This is a genomic window from Streptomyces sp. NPDC034085 (assembly GCF_055575555.1).
Genome location: NZ_JBVISL010000001.1, coordinates 578,818 through 592,489 on the forward strand (window position 1 = coordinate 578,818; position 13,672 = coordinate 592,489).

General features: G+C 74.0%; 14 protein-coding genes. 9 read left to right on the top strand and 5 right to left on the bottom strand.

Annotation, left to right across the window (positions count from 1 at the left end; translation table 11 throughout):
- Positions 1–15 precede the first annotated feature (15 nt).
- Complete coding sequence (locus tag ACZ501_RS02705; RefSeq protein WP_361604983.1) at positions 16–345, top strand: antibiotic biosynthesis monooxygenase family protein; 330 nt, start codon at positions 16–18, stop codon at positions 343–345.
- Between the two features lie 97 nt (positions 346–442).
- Here ACZ501_RS02705 and ACZ501_RS02710 read toward each other — a convergent pair whose 3' ends face one another.
- Positions 443–838 (bottom strand): nuclear transport factor 2 family protein, encoded by a 396-nt coding sequence (locus ACZ501_RS02710; protein ID WP_468791979.1) that lies wholly within the window; start codon positions 836–838, stop codon positions 443–445.
- 106 nt (positions 839–944) lie between these two features.
- Here ACZ501_RS02710 and ACZ501_RS02715 point away from each other — a divergent pair, with 106 nt between their 5' ends.
- Positions 945–1,535 (top strand): GNAT family N-acetyltransferase, encoded by a 591-nt coding sequence (locus ACZ501_RS02715; protein ID WP_468791982.1) that lies wholly within the window; start codon positions 945–947, stop codon positions 1,533–1,535.
- A 43-nt stretch (positions 1,536–1,578) separates the two neighbouring features.
- Here the strand turns inward: ACZ501_RS02715 and ACZ501_RS02720 are convergent, their stop codons facing one another.
- The gene (locus tag ACZ501_RS02720; protein WP_468791985.1) at positions 1,579–3,654 is read right to left on the bottom strand and encodes a DHA2 family efflux MFS transporter permease subunit; all 2,076 of its coding nucleotides are present in this window, start codon (positions 3,652–3,654) and stop codon (positions 1,579–1,581) included.
- 1,062 nt (positions 3,655–4,716) lie between these two features.
- Here ACZ501_RS02720 and ACZ501_RS02725 point away from each other — a divergent pair.
- A complete protein-coding gene (locus ACZ501_RS02725; protein ID WP_468791987.1) occupies positions 4,717–5,724 on the top strand; it encodes a peptidoglycan-binding domain-containing protein in 1,008 nt (335 codons plus the stop codon).
- Positions 5,725–5,856: 132 nt separating this feature from the next.
- Complete coding sequence (locus tag ACZ501_RS02730) at positions 5,857–6,543, top strand: HAD-IA family hydrolase (RefSeq protein WP_468791990.1); 687 nt, start codon at positions 5,857–5,859, stop codon at positions 6,541–6,543.
- A 43-nt stretch (positions 6,544–6,586) separates the two neighbouring features.
- Here the strand turns inward: ACZ501_RS02730 and ACZ501_RS02735 are convergent, their stop codons facing one another.
- On the bottom strand, positions 6,587–7,363 hold the full coding sequence (locus ACZ501_RS02735) for a glucose 1-dehydrogenase (RefSeq protein WP_468791993.1): 777 nt from the start codon (positions 7,361–7,363) through the stop codon (positions 6,587–6,589).
- Between the two features lie 87 nt (positions 7,364–7,450).
- Between ACZ501_RS02735 and ACZ501_RS02740 the strand changes: the two genes are divergently transcribed.
- Positions 7,451–8,068: a TetR/AcrR family transcriptional regulator gene (locus tag ACZ501_RS02740; protein ID WP_468791996.1), complete on the top strand. Its 618-nt coding sequence runs from the start codon at positions 7,451–7,453 to the stop codon at positions 8,066–8,068.
- A 54-nt stretch (positions 8,069–8,122) separates the two neighbouring features.
- On the opposite strand, the gene ACZ501_RS02745 is transcribed toward ACZ501_RS02740, so the two are convergent.
- Entirely contained in the window at positions 8,123–8,704 is a 582-nt protein-coding gene (locus tag ACZ501_RS02745; RefSeq protein ID WP_468791999.1) for a TMEM165/GDT1 family protein, read from the bottom strand.
- A gap of 519 nt (positions 8,705–9,223) precedes the next feature.
- On the opposite strand from ACZ501_RS02745, the gene ACZ501_RS02750 reads away from it, so the two are divergent.
- From ACZ501_RS02750 to ACZ501_RS02765, 4 genes are all read left to right on the top strand, one after another.
- Positions 9,224–9,898, top strand: a complete 675-nt coding sequence (locus ACZ501_RS02750) for an HNH endonuclease family protein (RefSeq protein WP_468792002.1) — start codon at positions 9,224–9,226, stop codon at positions 9,896–9,898.
- Positions 9,899–10,071: 173 nt separating this feature from the next.
- Positions 10,072–11,733, top strand: a complete 1,662-nt coding sequence (locus tag ACZ501_RS02755; RefSeq protein ID WP_468792005.1) for an alkaline phosphatase D family protein — start codon at positions 10,072–10,074, stop codon at positions 11,731–11,733.
- 104 nt (positions 11,734–11,837) lie between these two features.
- Positions 11,838–12,449 (top strand): DedA family protein, encoded by a 612-nt coding sequence (locus ACZ501_RS02760; protein WP_468792008.1) that lies wholly within the window; start codon positions 11,838–11,840, stop codon positions 12,447–12,449.
- Between the two features lie 463 nt (positions 12,450–12,912).
- A complete protein-coding gene (locus ACZ501_RS02765) occupies positions 12,913–13,407 on the top strand; it encodes a hypothetical protein (protein WP_468792011.1) in 495 nt (164 codons plus the stop codon).
- A 36-nt stretch (positions 13,408–13,443) separates the two neighbouring features.
- Here ACZ501_RS02765 and ACZ501_RS02770 read toward each other — a convergent pair whose 3' ends face one another.
- Complete coding sequence (locus ACZ501_RS02770) at positions 13,444–13,671, bottom strand: DUF2277 domain-containing protein (protein ID WP_361605018.1); 228 nt, start codon at positions 13,669–13,671, stop codon at positions 13,444–13,446.
- Between the last annotated feature and the right edge of the window lies 1 nt (position 13,672).

A 13,672-nucleotide genomic window follows, 5' to 3' on the forward strand; every position in this document is an offset into this window, starting at 1 on the left:
CCTAGGATGGCGGCCATGAGCATCGTGAAGATCAACGCGCTGACCGTGCCGGACGAGCAGCGGGAGCTGCTGGAGCAGCGGTTCGCCTCGCGGGCGGGCGCAGTGGAGGGTTCGGACGGGTTCGAGTGGTTCGAGCTGCTGCGGCCGATCGAGGGCACGGACCAGTACCTCGTGTACACCCGGTGGCGGTCCGAGGAGGACTTCCAGGCGTGGATGGAGGGTCCGATGAAGGCCGCGCACCAGGGTGGCGGTGGGGCCGGCGGCGAGCGGCCGAAGCCGGCGGCTTCCGGGTCGCAGGTGTGGTCGTTCGAGGTAGTGCAGCAGGCGGCGCCCAAGAAGGCCTGAGGCTTTCCGGGGGCTGGGCGTGGGAAGGGACCCGGGGTGCGCGTCGGCCCGGGTCCCTTCGGTCCGGCCGGGCGGGCAGGAGCCGGTACCGGGCCGGTCAGTGCCAGAAGGCGTCGTACTCGTCGATGTCCTGGGTGCACTGGTCGATGTCGGTGATCTTGCCGCCGACGATGGTGAAGAAGAGCCCTTCGTGGATCTCGATGCCCCGGTCGCCGCGGTCGCCCTGGGCGACGTGCACGGACATCGCGTGGCCGCGGCCATCCACCATGACCTGTTCCAGGCGGACCCGGAAGGTGCCGTTGGTCTCCTCCGCGAAGCGGCGGTAGAGGTCGAGGACGGCTTCACGGCCCTTGTGGTGCCCCGAGAGCGCGTTGTTGCCGGGCACGTGGTGGATGACGTCGGCCGTCATCAGGCTGCCCAGGGTCTCCATGTCGCCCTTGCCGAAGGCCTCGTAGCCGCGGCGGATCAGGGCACAGTCCGGATGCTCCGACATGGCGGTTCCCACCCTCCATTTGTGTGATGTTCGCCTTTCCTCATCATCGGCCCGTGCCTGTGGATATTCCACGCGGGAGGATCGGGAGGCGCTCCACAATGGCGCCATGGACAGGAACTCGATCATCACGACCGACAGCACGGCGGACGGCGCGGCGGACCCTGCGGGGGCGGGCGTTGCGGGGGCGGGCGTTGCGGCGCCCGCCGCTGGCTGGGAGGTGGCAGCGGAGCACTTCACCACCCCGGACGCCACGGCGCTGCGCCGCGCCTACTACGCGGAGGTCGCCGGACGGTATTGGAAGCGGTCCGTCACCGAGGCCGAGATCGACCAGGGACTACTGGACTTCCCTGCCGACGACCTCGTCCCGCCGACGGGCTGGTTCGTGGTCGGCCGGCTCGACGGGCGGCCCCTGGCCTGCGGCGGCATACGCCTGCTCGACCCGGCCACGGCGGAGCTGACCCGGGTGTACGTGGACCGGCGCGCCCGCGGCACCGGCGGCGGGGCCGCCCTGCTGGCCGCCCTGGAGGAGGCCGCGCGCCAGCTGGGCGCCACGCGCCTGCGCCTGGACACCCGTACGGACCTGGTGGAGGCCCGCGCCCTGTATGCGCGCCACGGGTACCGGGAGATACCTGCGTACAACTCCGTGCCCTACGCGCAGCACTGGTTCGAGAAGACCCTGGACGCGGCCGCCTCCTAGGACGGATCCGGGCGAGCCCGTCCCGGGAAGCGGTCCGACGCGCTCAGCGCCGCTGGGTGCCGCGCGAGGGCGGTGGGGCGGAGTGGTCCCGGCGCGGCGGGTGGTCGTAGGGCTCCTCGGAGTCGGATCCGCACAGTTCCCGGTTGAGTTCCTCGACCAGTTTGACGAGGTCGGTGGGGCGCTCGGGGCCCCACCAGTCGCCGAGCAGCTCCGCCAGGGACTCCTGCCGGGCCTGCGCCAGCCGGGCCGCGACCTCCCGGCCGCGGTCGGTGAGGACGAGCGGCAGTCCTTCCCGGGCGGCGAGTCCGCGCTCCTCGGTCTGGCGGGCGGCCTCGGTGACGGCCCTGAGCGGCACGGCGGTGCGCTCCGCGAGCAGGGCCGGCTCGACGGAGCCGTACTTGTTCATCCGCAGCAGCAGCCAGCTGGCGGCGGGGAGCAGGTCGTATCCGGCCTTGGCGGTGATCTTCTCGTAGACGTGACGGCGGCCCTCGCGGGTGCCGAGCACGGACAGCGCGCGGGCGACCTCCTCGTGCGAGGAGCGGTGCACGGGGTTGGAGGCGAGGGTCTCGGTCACATCGGGTGCGGTGACGGACGCGCGGAGCTTGTCCTCCTTGAGGAACCAGGAAATCAGGAAGGCGAGGAGGACCACCGGCACCGCGTAGAGGAAGACGTCGGTGATGGCGGAGGAGTAGGCGTCGAGCACCCGGGGGCGCAGCGCGGGCGGAAGGGCGCCGATGGCTCGCGGGTCGGCCTCCAGCCGGGCGGGGGCGGCGGCGGGCGGCAGGGGGATTCCGGCGAGGGCGGCGGACAGTTTGTCGCCGAGCCGGTTGGTGAAGACCGTGCCGAAGATGGCGACGCCGAAGGAGGCGCCGATGGACCGGAAGAAGGTGGCGCCCGAGGTGGCGACGCCGAGGTCGGCGTAGCTGACCGCGTTCTGCACGACCAGGACGAGCACCTGCATCACCAGGCCGAGACCGGTGCCGAAGACGAAGAAGTAGACGCTCGTCTCCCAGTCGGAGCTGGTGCGCTCCAGCTGGTGCAGGAGCAGCAGGCCGAGGGCGGTGACGGCAGTGCCGGCGATGGGGAAGACCTTCCACCGGCCGGTGCGGCTGACGATCTGGCCGGAGACGGTGGAGGCGATCAGCAGGCCGAACACCATCGGCAGCATGTGGACGCCCGACATGGTGGGTGAGACGCCCCGTACGACCTGGAGGAAGGTCGGCAGGTAGACCATCGCGCCGAACATCGCGAAGCCGATGACGAAGCTGATCACCGAGCAGAGGGTGAAGGTGCGGATCCGGAACAGGCCCAGCGGCAGCACGGGTTCGGCGGCCCGCCGCTCGACGAGGAGGAAGGCCGCGAGGAGCACGGCGCCGAGGACGGCCAGCCCGATGATCCGGGCCGATCCCCAGCCCCAGGTGCCGCCGAGGGAGGCGACGAGGACGAGGCAGGTGGCGACGGAGGCGATCAGGAAGGTGCCGAGGTAGTCGATGGTGTGGCGGGAGGACCGCGCCGGGATGTGCAGGGCGGTGGCGATGACGACGAGCGCGACGAGGCCGATGGGGAGGTTGATGTAGAAGACCCAGCGCCAGGAGAGGTGGTCCACGAACAGGCCGCCCAGCAGGGGGCCGAGCACACTGGTCGCGCCGAAGACGGCGCCGAAGAGGCCCTGGTACTTGCCGCGCTCCCGGGGCGGGACGATGTCGCCGACGATCGCCATCGACAGCACCATCAGTCCGCCGCCGCCGAGGCCCTGGAGGGCGCGGTAGCCGATCAGCTGGGGCATGTCCTGGGCGAGGCCGCACAGGGCGGACCCGATCAGGAAGATGACGATGGCGGCCTGATAGAGCCTCTTGCGCCCGTACTGGTCGCCGAGCTTGCCCCACAGGGGCGTGGCGGCGGTGGAGGCCAGCATGTAGGCGGTGACCACCCAGGACAGGTGCTCCATGCCGCCGAGCTCGCTGACGATCGTGGGGAGCGCGGTGGAGACGATGGTCTGGTCGAGTGCGGAGATCAGCAGGCCCAGCAGCAGGGCCCCGATCGAGACGAGCACCTCGCGCGAGGCGTGCTCGGCACCGGGCCTCGGGCCCACGGCCGACGCGGTCACATCCTGAGCCATCGGCTCCTCCTCAGGCCGGACAACATCTCCATCCTGAGCGGTGTGTCCGGTTATGGCCTCTCGGGAGGGTTGGGTGGGGCCGAAGGGGTCTGCATAATCGCTGGCAGTGTCCAGGGAGGGGTACCAGTGAGCGCAGAGCGCTGTCCGGATTGCGGCGCCGCGGGCGTCGGCTGCGAGTGCGCGCGGGGGGTGGGCTTCAACCCGCTGCGCATTCGCCCGTACGTGACCATGCCGGAAGCCGACCAGGCCCCGCCGCCCCCGCAACCGGTCCTGGGGGCCATGGCCCGGCCGGACCAGCCCCAGGGCACCCCGTTCCCGGCCACGGCCCCGCCGCAACAGCCGGCCCAGGCGTCCGCACCCCGGCCGGAGACGCCATGGCCGACGCCCCAGGAGGCCCGTTCAACCGAACCGACGTCCCAGCCGGCAGCCCGGCTGACGGAGCCGGAAGCCCGGCTGACCCGAGCAGGTGACCCGGCCGCCCAGGCGGGCGCCCCCGCGACACCGGACGACTGGCCGACCCAGCCGGCAGCCTGGTCGGCAGAGCCGGGAGCCCCGACCGCCCAGGCGGCCCCGCCGGAGGCCTGGGCACCACAGCCCGACGCCCCCGCGGGCGCCCCGGCGACACCAGCAGACGACTGGCCGGCCCAGGCGGCAGCCCGGCCGACCGAACCGGGAGCCCCGGTGACCCGAGCAGGTGACCCGGCCGCCCAGGCAGGCGCCCCGACGACACCGGACGACTGGCCGGCACAGCCGCAAGCCTGGTCGCCAAAGCCGGGAGCCCCGACCGCCCAGGCGGCCCCGCCGGAGGCCTGGGCGCCACAGCCCGACGCCCCACCGGTGCCGCCGGAGGCTTGGACTGCGCAGCCGGCCGTTCCGGATTCGCCGTCGGGCGCCCCGACGCCGGAGCCCGGCGTGGCGGGGGTCCATCCGGATGCCCTTGCGGGGGCGACCCCGGCTCCGACCGGCTCAGCCGGTGCCGTCCCGGATGGTGCGGTGGCCTCGGCCGGCGCGACCGCGGCTCCGGTGGGCGGTCGGGCGACCGGGGGGCCCTTCGGTGACCCCATGACGCCGCACGGCGACGCCTCCGCCCAGCCCGGTGTTTCCGGCAGCCTCGCCGACGGCAGCCCCGGGGCCCCGCACGGCGGGCTCACGGGCTCGGCGGACTCTCCCCCGCCCCCGATCGCGGGATCTGCGGGCGGCCCGGAGGCCCAGGGCGCGGCCGCCGCCCCGTACGCACACGGGCCCGGCGGCGACGAGGCGCCGACGGCCATGCTCGCGCCCGTCCCCGCGGCGGAGCAGGGGGCAGCCGGGGGCCTGTACGCCCCGCAGGGCCCCGCACACGGGCCCCGCGCCGGCGGCGACGAGGCGCCGACGGCCATGCTCGGGCCCGTGCCCGCGGCGGAGCCCGGCACTCCGGCGTACGGGATACCCGTGGCCCCCGTACCGCCGGCGGAGCAGACCGTGCAGCTCCGGGCCGTGCCCCCGCGGTGGCCCGATGACCGCCCCGCCAAGCGGCAGCGGTCCCGGCTGCCGTTGCTGGCCGCGGCGGGAGCGGCCGTGGCCGTCGGCGCGGTCGGGCTGGCCCTCGTCATGTTCACGGGCTCCGAGAAGAGCGACGCCGCACTGGTGGACCCCAAACCGTCGGCGCTCGTGACGGAGTCGGCCCCCGCCGGCCCGTCGGAGGCGCCGACCGGCCCGTCCGCGAGTACCTCCGCGTCGGCCCCGCCGTCCCCGTCGGCGAGTGCCTCCCGTTCGGTGTCCGCCTCCCCCAGCGCGTCCCGTTCGGCCTCGCCGTCGCCGACGCCGTCCGCCGGCGCGTCCCGCAGCCCGAGCCCCACTCCCCCTCCGCGGCCCGCGAAGCCGGTGACGCTGCGTCCCGGCGACTCCGGGGCCGAGGTGGAGAAGCTCCAGCGGCTGCTGGCGGAGCAGGACCTGTACCGGGGCCGGTTCGACGGCCGGTACGGCCGCGGCGTGGAGCGGGCGGTGGCGGACTTCCAGATGGAGCAGGGGGTGTTCGAGGACGAGTTCGGCGTCTACGGCCCCGCGACCCGCCGCGCTCTGGAGGGATAAGTCACTCGGCTGTCGGTGGCGCGTACCCCCCAGGGTTTTGTATCGTGAGAAAACAAAGTGGTTCCGTCCGCAACCCCTGACCGGTGGACGGAACCGCTTGTTCTCTTGTGCCACCCGTCTGGAGCCCCGCCGATGCCGGCCAGCACCACCACCACCGCACCCACCGTCCTCACCGCCCGGGCACTGCTCCTGGACATGGACGGGACCATCGTCAACTCCGACGCGGTGGTCGAGCGCTGCTGGCGCGCATGGGCGGTGTCGCACGGGCTGGATCCGCGAGAGGCCCTGAAGGTGGTGCACGGCCGCCAGGGCTACGCCACCATGGCGATCCTGCTGCCCGAGCGCCCGATGGAGCTCAACCACGCCGAGAACGCCGTGATGCTGGCCCGCGAGACGGCCGACACCGACGGCGTGGTCCCCGTCGCGGGCGCCCCCGAGTTCATGGCGTCGCTCGCCGGCCTGCCGCACGCCCTGGTCACCTCGGCAGACGCCGCCCTGGCCGAGGCCCGGATGACGGCCGCCGCGCTCCCGATGCCGCAGGTGCGGGTCACCGCCGAGTCCGTCGGGGCCAGCAAGCCGGACCCCGAGGGCTTCCTCAAGGGCGCGGCCGAGCTGGGGGTGGACCCGGCCGACTGCGTGGTCTTCGAGGACTCGGGGGCCGGCGTCGCGGCGGGCCTGGCCGCCGGCATGCGGGTGATCGGCATAGGCCCCCGCGCCGCCGCCCACGGCCCGACGGCCCACGTCCCCGACCTGACCTCGGTCCGCGTAGAGCACGCCGGGGCCGGCACGATCCGCCTCACCCTCACGCCGCCCGCCTAACGGCCCCCGAACTGGCGGGCCCCACGGGCAGGACGTCGGGGGCTCACAACCCCGAACCGCCCGTCGCGTCGATCACACGGCCGGTCACCCAGCGCGCGTCGTCGGAGGCGAGGAAGGCCACGATGTCGGCCACGTCCTCCGGCTGCCCCACCCGGCCCAGTGCGGCCAGGGACGCCGCCTGCGCTTCGGCCTCCGGGTCGCCGCGCAGCCAGTCGGCGTTGACGTCCGTGTCGATGACGCCGGGCGCCACCGAGTTCACGGTGATGCCCCGGGGCCCCAGCTCCTTCGCCAGGTTGAGGGTGAAGGTGTCGAGGGCGCCCTTGGTGGCCCCGTAGGCGATGACCTCCGGCATGGCGAGGCGGGCCGCGCCGCTGGAGATGTTGATGATCCGCCCTCCGTCGCGCAGCCGCCGCAACCCCTGCTGCACGATGAAGAACGGTGCGCGGACGTTGACGGCGAAGACCTCGTCGAAGCCCTCCTCGGTCAGCGATGCCAGATCGGAGCTGCGGCCGATGCCGGCGTTGTTGACGATGATGTCGACCGCTCCGCCGGGTGCGTGGGCCTCGGCCCGGGCGTCGAACGCGGCCCACAGGGAGGCCGCGTCACCGTGCCGTCCCAGCTCCGCCCGCAGGGTGAAGGCCCGGCCGCCGTCCTTGCGAATGCGCTCGACGACCTCGTCCGCCGCCGCCTCGTCGCGTGCGTAGGCGACCGCGACGGTTGCGCCGTCCCTGCCGAGACGCTGCGCGATGGCCCGGCCTATGCCGCGGCTGCCGCCGGTGACCAGTGCGGTCTTTCCCTCGAGTGCGCGTGCGTTGCCCATGGCGACGGACCCCTCCCCTATTTCTTGAGCGATTACTCAACAAATACGGTAGCAGGTGTTTTTGAGTGAGCGCTCTAAAATGAGGCCATGACCGAGACACCCGCCAAGCGAGGGCGGCCCAGGACCTTCGACCGCGCCGCGGCACTGACGGCGGCCACCCGCCTCTTCTGGGAACGCGGCTACGAGGCCACCTCCATCGGCGATCTCACCGAGGCGATGGGCATCAGGCCCGGCAGCCTGTACGCGGCCTTCGGGGACAAGAAGTCCCTGTTCAAGGAGGTGGTCCACAGCTACGGGCGCTCACCGGTGGGCGCCTTCGTCGGCGTCGCCCTCGAGGAGGAGGCCACCGCCCGCGCCGCCTTCACCCGCATCCTGCGCGAGGCGGCGGTCACCTACCCCTGCCCCTCCCACCCGGCCGGGTGCCTGACGATCAGCGCGGCCACCAACGTCACCCCGCAGGACGCGGAGGTGGAGGCGTTCCTGCGCGACCTGCGCAACGAGAACATCGGCGCCTTCGAGACCCGCCTGCGCTCGGCGCAGCGGGCGGGCGAGCTCCCCGACACGGCCGCCCCCCGCGCGCTGGCCGCGTACTTCGCCGCGGTCATCCAGGGCATGTCGCAGCGGGCCCGCGACGGGGCCACCGCGGCCGAGCTGACCGAGACCGCCGAGCTGGCCCTTGCCGCGTGGCCCGCGGTACGGCCCTGACCCGCCCGACGGGCGGAAAGGGAGCCGCACCGCGGCCCCGGGGGCGCGGCCGGGTCAGCCGGCGATCGCCTCGTACAGCGAGAAACCGGCCAGCGCCGCCATGACGCCCGCCGCGATCTTGGTGATGAGCCGCAGCGGTACGTACTTCATGAGGGTGCGCCCGCCCAGGATGCCGATGCCCGCGACGGCCCAGAGCGCCAGCACCGCGCCGAGGCCGACGGAGAGCGGGTCGTCGTACCGGGCCGCGAGGTTGGCCGTCATGATCTGGGTCAGGTCGCCGAACTCGGCCACCAGGATCAGCATGAAGCCGGCCCCCGAGACCTTCCAGAAGGACTGGTCGGCGGGCGCCTTGACCTGCTCGTCCTCGTCGTTCTTCTTCAGCAGCAGCATGGCCGCGCCGACGAGGAAGAGGAGGCCGACGACGGCCTGGACGAGCCGGTGGGGCAGGAGCGTCAGCACGCTGCCCGCGGCGATGGCCAGCGCGACGTGGACGGCGAAGGCGGCGGCGACGCCCGCGAAGACGTACGAGGCGCGGTAGCGGGTGCCGAGCATCAGGCCGGCGAGGGCCGTCTTGTCGGGGAGTTCGGCGAGGAAGACGACGCCGAAGGCGATGGCCAGGACGCTGAAGCTGAACACGGGGTGGAACCTCGATCGGTCGGTCGGCAGGACGCCGTCGGACCGAGAGACCTGGGATGTTTCAGGGGTCGCTTCGGCTCAGCGGCGCCCTGGGAGGCGTGAACACACCACGCGCCACGCATGATGCGTCGCACGCGCCGTGTCACATGAACAGGGCACTGCGGCCGAAGGTCTCGCTGGCCGGCCGCTGACGCTGCCTGCCTCCGGGCGCCGGCTGGGTGACCCAGCAGTATGTCGACGGTCCGGCGAAGAGCTACTCCCCTTCTGCTCCGCCCAGGGTACGCGACGCCGCCGACAGGACGAAGGCGCCCGGTATGTGAGCTTGACCCCACTCCGCCCCACCTCGGCGCCCGGAACCTCAACTTCCCCTTGAACGGGCGCCCTTGAGCGTCTTGATGTGACGTGCCCATGTCGGCAATCTGTCACCTGGCGCCCGTCCCCCCGACACCTGGCGCCGCCAGCATGGCCGCGTCCCGCCGGGGCCGCTCGGCCACCACCCCCCGCATCAGGGAGCCCTCCATGGCCCTCATATCCACCCGCACGCCCTCCGTCTACGCGCGTCGCATCGGCCGCGCGGGCGTCCTCGCGTCCGCCGTCGCGCTCGCCTCCCTCACCTCGCTCGTGAACGCCCCGGCCGCCCTGGCCTCCCCGCCCGCCCCCATCAGCGCGGCCGAGGCCCGCTCCTACCTGGCCACGGTCACCCCCGCCGCCGAGGGCTCCCTCACCGGCTACAGCCGCTCGCAGTTTCCCCACTGGAGCACGGTCTCCGGGACCTGCAACACCCGCGAGACGGTCCTCAAGCGGGACGGCGTGAACGTCGTGACCGACTCCGCCTGCGCCTCCGTCAGCGGCAGCTGGTACTCGGAGTACGACGGCGCCACCTGGACCGCCGCATCAGACGTCGACATCGACCACATGGTCCCCCTCGCCGAGGCCTGGCGCTCGGGCGCCGCCTCCTGGACCACCACCAAGCGCCAGCAGTTCGCAAACGACCTCACCCGGCCGCAGCTCATCGCCGTCACGGACAACGTCAACCAGGCCAAGGGCGACCTCGACCCCGGCAAGTGGCTGCCCCCGCGGACCGGCTACCGCTGCACGTACGCCCGGATGTGGGTCCAGGTGAAGCAGTACTGGGGTCTGAGCATGGACTCGGGGGAGAAGACGGCCCTGGTGAACATCCTGAACGGCTGCTGACAAGGAACCGGCGCGCGCCTCTCGCCCTTACCCCCTGGCGGATCCCCTGGACGCCCCGGACGCCCCGGGAGCCTCTCGGGGTCTTCACCCCCGCTATCCCCCGCCAGGGGGAGGCCGGCTCCCCTCCCCGCCCCGTACCGTGATCGAAAGGGCTGCCGAGGAGGGGGAGTTGGATGGCCGGACTGCGGTTGGGACCGCTGCTGCGCTACGTCGACTGGAACACGGGCGACTGCGCCACGATATGGGTCGAGGCGGACCGCCCGTGCACCGCCGAGGTGCGGTGCGCCGACGGGGCCGGCGGCAGCGCCCGCACCTTCCAGATCGCCGGCCACCACTACGCGCTGGTGCCGGTCACGGGCCTCACCCCGGGCACGACCACGGCCTACGAGGTGCTGCTCGACGGCCACCTCGTCTGGCCGGCGGCCGGCGGCGGCTTCCCGCCCAGCACGATCAGCACCCCCGGGGTGGGCGGCGGTCCCGGGCAGCCGGCCCCCGGACTGCGCGTCACCTTCGGCTCCTGCCGGCAGGCGGCGCCGCCTGCCGGCCGCCGTGGACCGCACGGCCCGGACGCCCTCGACACCCTCGCGGCGCAGCTGGCCCGCGACCCGCAGGAGGTCCGGCCGGACGTCCTGCTGCTGCTCGGCGACCAGGTCTACGCCGACCACCTCTCCCGCGAGACCCGCAGATGGCTCGCGGCCCGCCGCGACCTGCGGGAGCCACCGGGCGCCCAGGTCGCGGACTACGAGGAGTACACCCGCCTCTACTACGAGTCCTGGCTCGACCCGGAGATCCGCTGGCTCCTGTCGACCGTCCCGAGCCTGCACATATTCGACGACCACGACGTCATCGACGACTGGAACACCAGCGCCGCCTGGCTGGCGCAGATGCGCGCGACCGCGTGGTGGCCGGAGCGGGTGCTCAGCGGGCTGATGTCGTACTGGGTCTACCAGCACCTGGGCAACCTCTCCCCCGCCGAACTCGCGGCGGACGCGCTGTACGCGGCCGTACGGGCCACTCCGGACGGCACCGACGCGCTGCGCGCCCACGCGGCCGCGGCGGACGCCGATCCCGCTTCGGTGCGCTGGAGTTACCGCCGGGACTTCGGCCGGTCGCGGCTGCTGATGGTGGACACCCGGGCGGCCCGCGTGCTGGCCGAGGACGGGCGGGCCATGCTCGACCCGGCCGAGCAGCGCTGGCTCCGGGAGAACGCACTGGAAGGACTGGGGGGTTACGACCACCTGCTGATCGGTTCCTCGCTGCCGTGGCTGATGCCGCCACTGGTCCACGACGCGGAAGTGTGGAACGCGGCGCTGTGCCGGGGGGAGCGCGGGGCGCGGTGGGCGCGGATCGGGGAGGACCTGCGCCGGCGCAGCGATCTGGAGCACTGGGCGGCGTTCCCCGCGTCGTTCGCCGCGCTGAGCGACCTGATCGAGGAGGTGGGCACGGGCCCGCGGGCCCCGGCGACGGTGGCCGTCCTGTCCGGGGACGTCCATCACGCGTACGTGGCCGAGCCGCGCATACCGAGCACGGCCCGTGTGTTCCAGCTGACGTGTTCCCCGGTGCACAACTCCATCCACCCGCTGGTGAAGTGGGGATTCCGGCTGGGCTGGTCCCGGCTGGGCCGGTGGCTGGGGCGCGGCTTCTCACGCCACGGCCGGACGGGCAGGCCGCCGGTGAGCTGGCGGCGTACGGGCGGCCCGTGGTTCGGCAACCAGCTGATGACGCTGGCCCTGACGGGCCGGAGCGCACGGCTGCGGCTGGACCAGGCCCGGTCGGGCCGGCCGGGGGCCCGGCTCGTCCAGGTGCTGGACCGCGAACTCACCGGCCCGGAGTAGGCCGGGGGTTCGCAGGCCCTGCGCCGGGCGTACGCTGTATGGCTGTCAAGCCGCCCCTGCCGCTCCCCGCGACGACGCGGCGCTTCGGACTGGGGAGTCCCGTCTTGCTTGAGACTCTGGGGTCGTTGACCGCGAGCCCCTGGATCTACGCCGTGGTGGCGGTGTCGGTGGTGCTCGACGTGTTCCTGCCGGTGCTGCCGAGCGGGATGCTGGTGATCACCGCTGCGGCGGCCGCCGCGACGGCCACGGGTGCGCCCGCCCGGGTCCCGGACCTGATGCTGCTGCTGGTGACCGCCACGACGGCCTCGGTGCTGGGTGACATGGCGGCGTACCGGGTGGCCCGGCGGGGCGGGCCCCGGCTGGACCGTGCCATCGCCCGCTCGCGGCGTCTGAGCGTGGCGCAGGAACGCCTGGGCACCGCCCTGGTGAAGGGCGGGGGCGCGCTGGTGGTCATCGCCCGCTTCGCCCCGGCCGGCCGCTCGGTGGTGTCGCTGGGCGCGGGTCGGACGCAGCGCAAGGTGACGGAGTTCCTGCCCTGGTCGGTGCTGGCGGGCATGAGCTGGGCGAGCTACAGCGTGGCGCTCGGCTACTTCGGCACGCAGTGGCTGGGCACGGCCTGGCTGGGCAGCGCGGTCTCGCTGGTCGCCCTCTTCGCGGCGGGCTCCCTGGCCGCATACCTCATCCGCCGCCCACCCCCCACCCCAGCCACAGCCTGACCAACCCCCGCTCCACCCCCACCGCTCGCCCCCAGCCCCCACCTCACCCCGACCCCGCCCACCCACTGAGGGCCGATCCTCCGGCGTCGCCCCGCACCCGCGCCCGGCACGGGCCCGTCAACCCGGCGAGGGCCGATCCCCCGGCGCCCCACCTCACCCTGGAGCCCACCCGACCGGCCCCGCAGCTCGGCCCTGGCGACCCGGCACCCGGCACCCGGCACCCGGCACCCGGCACCCGGCACCCGGCACCCGGGGAGGGTGCCCGCGGGCCGTGGCGGCGCTGGGCGGTCTGCGCGCGGGCGCCCTCGATTCCCCCCGGAGGGAGTAGGCCGGTCACCCGTTCACCCGGCAGGGATCGCCGCCGTCCTCCCCGGCTTCTAGCGTCCAGAACACGGCGCAAGCGCATCCGCGTCACGTCCCTGCCCTGGCCGCGCCGTTCCGAGGAGCCCGAGGAGTTCTCTCCATGTCCCCCACGCGCACGCCCGCCCGGCACCGCCTGACCGGGGTCGCGGCCGCGACACTCGTCTTCGCGGCCGTCACACCCGCCACTCTCGCCTCCGCCGCCCCCTCCGCCACCGTCTCGCCCGGCACCGTCGCCCCCGGCAGCCGCGTCAGCCTCACCCTCGACGGCTGCGACACCTCGACCGCCAGGGCGTCCTCCCGCGCCTTCGGCGACGTCTCGCTGTCCTCGGGCAGCCGGGCCAGCCTCTCCGGCTCCGCCACCGTCTACGGCGACGCCGCCGCCGGCTCGTACCCCGTCACCTTCGAGTGCGGCGGGTCCGGGGGCCGGCGCGTCACCGTCACCCTCCAGGTCTCCCCCGGTGCCGCTCGCGGCGGCCTCGGCGGCAGCATCGACTCGATGAGCCCGGGCCAGATCGCCCTGGGCGCCACCCTCGCCGCCGGCGCGCTCGGCACCGGGCTCTGGCTGCTGCGGCGCCGCTGGTCCCACGCCGCCTGACCGGCAGCCGGTCACCGGCGGGGACCGCCGGGCCGGTCAGACCGCGGCGGGCGTGCGGCCGCGTACCTGTACGCCGTCGAGCAGTGCGGCGGTCGCCTCCGCGACGGCGTCCACGGCGGCGTCGAAGACCTCCTGGTTGTGTGCGGCCGGCACCCGGAAGCCGGACACCTTCCGGACGTACTGGAGCGCGGCCGCGCGGATCTCCTCCTCGGTGGCCTTCTCGGGGATGGCGGGCGGGCGCAGGGTCTTAATGGAGCGGCACATA

Bases quoted from the DNA above. Each gene is read 5' to 3' on its own strand.
- ACZ501_RS02735 (WP_468791993.1), bottom strand. From the start codon at position 7,363: ATGGGCAACGCACGCGCACTCGAGGGAAAGACCGCACTGGTCACCGGC.
- ACZ501_RS02740 (WP_468791996.1), top strand. From the start codon at position 7,451: ATGACCGAGACACCCGCCAAGCGAGGGCGGCCCAGGACCTTCGACCGC.
- ACZ501_RS02770 (WP_361605018.1), bottom strand. From the start codon at position 13,671: ATGTGCCGCTCCATTAAGACCCTGCGCCCGCCCGCCATCCCCGAGAAG.
- ACZ501_RS02720 (WP_468791985.1), bottom strand. From the start codon at position 3,654: ATGGCTCAGGATGTGACCGCGTCGGCCGTGGGCCCGAGGCCCGGTGCC.
- ACZ501_RS02725 (WP_468791987.1), top strand. From the start codon at position 4,717: ATGACGCCGCACGGCGACGCCTCCGCCCAGCCCGGTGTTTCCGGCAGC.
- ACZ501_RS02710 (WP_468791979.1), bottom strand. From the start codon at position 838: ATGTCGGAGCATCCGGACTGTGCCCTGATCCGCCGCGGCTACGAGGCC.
- ACZ501_RS02750 (WP_468792002.1), top strand. From the start codon at position 9,224: ATGGCCCTCATATCCACCCGCACGCCCTCCGTCTACGCGCGTCGCATC.
- ACZ501_RS02730 (WP_468791990.1), top strand. From the start codon at position 5,857: ATGCCGGCCAGCACCACCACCACCGCACCCACCGTCCTCACCGCCCGG.
- ACZ501_RS02715 (WP_468791982.1), top strand. From the start codon at position 945: ATGGACAGGAACTCGATCATCACGACCGACAGCACGGCGGACGGCGCG.
- ACZ501_RS02755 (WP_468792005.1), top strand. From the start codon at position 10,072: ATGGCCGGACTGCGGTTGGGACCGCTGCTGCGCTACGTCGACTGGAAC.
- ACZ501_RS02705 (WP_361604983.1), top strand. From the start codon at position 16: ATGAGCATCGTGAAGATCAACGCGCTGACCGTGCCGGACGAGCAGCGG.
- ACZ501_RS02765 (WP_468792011.1), top strand. From the start codon at position 12,913: ATGTCCCCCACGCGCACGCCCGCCCGGCACCGCCTGACCGGGGTCGCG.